Here is a 2,811-nt window from a genome sequence, read left to right on the forward strand (position 1 = left end):
TCGGCGGCCAAGGCCCCGGCCGTGCCGGCCGCCGCGCCCGACCCCGGACGTGTCGTCCAGATCGTCGCCCACCCGGACGACGACCTGTACTTCATGAACCCGGAACTCCGGCACTCCCTGTCCGCCGACGCCGGCCACAGCGTCACGTCCGTCTACCTCACCTCCGGCGAGGCCGACGGCGTCAACGCCGGCGCCGCCGGGCGCGCGTCCGCCCGCCCCGACAAGCGGGCCTACGCCGAGGCCCGCCAGAACGGCATCCGCGCCGCCTACGCCAAGATGGCCACCGGCGACCGCACCAGCGCCTGGCGGCGTACGTCCGTCCCCACCCGCGGCGGCGGCCGCGCCGAGGTCGACGTCCTCGTCGCCCGCCCCGAGGTCCACCTCGTCTGGCTGCAGCTCCGCGAGGCCGGCACGGTCCACGCGGAGGTCCCCGACAGCCTGCGCGGCCTGTGGGACGGCAAGGCCCCCCGCCTGGAGTCCGTACTGGCCTCCGGCAGCCCCGTCACCGAGCCGTACGCCTACTCGCGCGACGACCTCGTCCGCACGCTGGTCGGCATACTCGACCACTACCGGCCGACGACCGTCCGCGCCCAGGACCCCACCCCCGGCCGGACCCCCGCCACCGGGCGGTTCACGGACCACCAGGACCACTTCTACGGCGCCCGCTTCACCCAGGCGGCCCTCGCCGCGTACGCAGCGGAGGTCAAGGACCGGCCGCACTTCGCCGTGCAGAACTACCTCGGCTACTCCAACGGCTCCCTGCCCGGCACCCTCGACCCTCAGACGTCCGCGGACAAGCTGGACATCATGGACGTCTACGCCTGGGTCGACCGCGAGAACCACTGCGGCAGCAGCGCCGGCTGCGGCGACCTCAAGGTCGCGGACCACCCCGCGGGCAACAACTGGACCTCCAACATCAACCACGCCCGCGGCTCCGGCACCTCCTGGCTGGCCTCCGACCGGCAGCACGGCCTGTGGGCGTTCCAGGTGCTCGACGGCCAGGTCGCGCTCTGGCACCGGGCCGGCCCCATCGGCCCGTGGAGCGGGCCGCACCTGCTGCCGGGGACCGGAATGGACCCGGGCGTGTCCACGGTCACCCTCCCGGACGGGCGGATCGCGGCCTTCGCGACGCGCACCACCCTCGGCGAGCAGCCGGCGGACTACCGGCGCGAAGTCGTGTACGCCGTCCAACGCGCCCCCGGCGCGAGGGAGTTCGGCGCCTGGCAGTCACTGGGCACCCCCGAGGCGTCCGACGCGGACCGCACCTCCGACATCAGCGCGCCCGCGGTCTCCGTGGACGGCACGGGCCGGCTCGCGGCGTACGTACGCGACGGCGGCCACACCCTGCGCGGGCGGGAGCAGCGAGCGGACGGCACCTGGGGCCCCTGGGAGGCCCACGGCGGCGCCGGCCTGCTCGGCACCCCGGTGGCGGCCACCGACGCGGCGGGCCGGCGCATGGTCTTCGCGGCGACCGCGGCCTCGGTGACGGCCTGGGCCCAGCCGGCCCCGGGTGCCCCCCTGGGCCCGGCGGCTCCGACGGGCCTCCCGCAGACGGCCCTCCCCCTCACGGCGGACGCCCGCGAGGGCGGCATCCGCCTGTGGCTCCGCAAACCGGGCTCCGGCGACGTCCGCACCGCCCTGGCGACGACCGCCCCCGACGGCACACCGGCGGTACGCGGCCTCACCGACCTCGGCGGCCTCCAGGGCTTCGGGGCGGTCGCCGCAGGCGGCCACGTCCTGGCGGCCCGCGCGGCCGGCGGCCAACTCGGCGCAGAACTGGGCGAGGGCCGCCCCTGGGAACGCTCCCCCGTCCTCTTCGTCGGCGACCCCTCGGCGGCGGTCACGGCCAACGGCACGACGGTCAACCTGGCGGTGATGGGCCTGGACGCCCGCCTGTACACGACGTCCTCCCCGGACACCCCGAAGGCGTACCTGACCCCCTGGCAGCCGATAGGCCCGAGCAACACGGGGCAGCCGCAGCCGTGACGCCCGCGCTCAGTACGGCGGCGCAAGGGCGACGACCCGGCACACGTGGTCGGCGTCCTCCGCCCACCCGAGCAGCGCCTTCCGGTCGACCAGCAGGATCCCGTGCCGCTCCCCCCAGGCGGCGGCGTCGCGGGTGAACGACCCGTTCGTCACGACCATCGACTGCGCGGCCCCGTACACGGGCCCGGCCGTCCCGTTGATCCGGTACAGCACCTCGGCGCCGACCCTGCGACCGCCGACGGTGTGCTTGCACTGCACCGCGAGTGTGCGGCCGGCGGCGTCGACCGCGAGTACGTCGACGGCCTGGTCCCCGCGACCGCCGACGACCTCCGCCCGCAGGCCGTCCCGCTCCAGCAGCCGCCGCACGATCTCCTCGAACCCGGCGGGCGAAGCCCCGTCCACGGCTCGGGCGTCGGGGCTGTACTCGGCCTTGCGCGCACTCCGGCCGGCGTCGACGCCGGCCTCCCACGCCTTCCGCCGCAGCCGCAGCCGCGCCTCCTTCTCCCGCAGCCGCGCACGCCGCAGCAGTTCCCTGCGCCGCCGCAGCTCGGCCTCCAGGCTCCACTCCCGCTCCCGGAGCCGCTCCGCCTCCGCCCGCAGGCGGCCGGCCTCCTCCTCGTACCGCCGCACCCGACGCCGGTACGCGGCGCGGGCGGCGAACTCGACGGGCAGCGTCAGCAGCAGCCCCAGCGTCAGCGCCGCGGACACGTCCTGGATCCGCATCGCCCCGCCGGCCAGGTTGTCGAGCACGGGCACGGCGAGCGTCCCGAGCACGATCAGCCACAGCCGCAGCCCGGCGACCACCCCGTACGGAAACCCCGGCCT

General features: G+C 76.4%; 2 protein-coding genes. One reads left to right on the plus strand and one right to left on the minus strand.

What is annotated here, in order from left to right; genetic code table 11:
- Positions 1-1,986, plus strand: a 1,986-nt coding sequence (locus EF903_RS31260) for a PIG-L family deacetylase (protein ID WP_185902926.1), incomplete at its 5' end; no start/stop codon positions are given.
- Positions 1,987-1,995: 9 nt separating this feature from the next.
- Here EF903_RS31260 and EF903_RS31265 read toward each other — a convergent pair.
- Positions 1,996-2,811: restriction endonuclease (locus EF903_RS31265; protein WP_148142625.1), on the minus strand; the 816-nt coding region annotated here is incomplete at its 5' end.

This window comes from Streptomyces sp. WAC05292 (genome assembly GCF_003949955.1).
In the GTDB taxonomy this organism is placed as follows: Bacteria; Actinomycetota; Actinomycetes; order Streptomycetales; family Streptomycetaceae; genus Streptomyces; species Streptomyces globosus.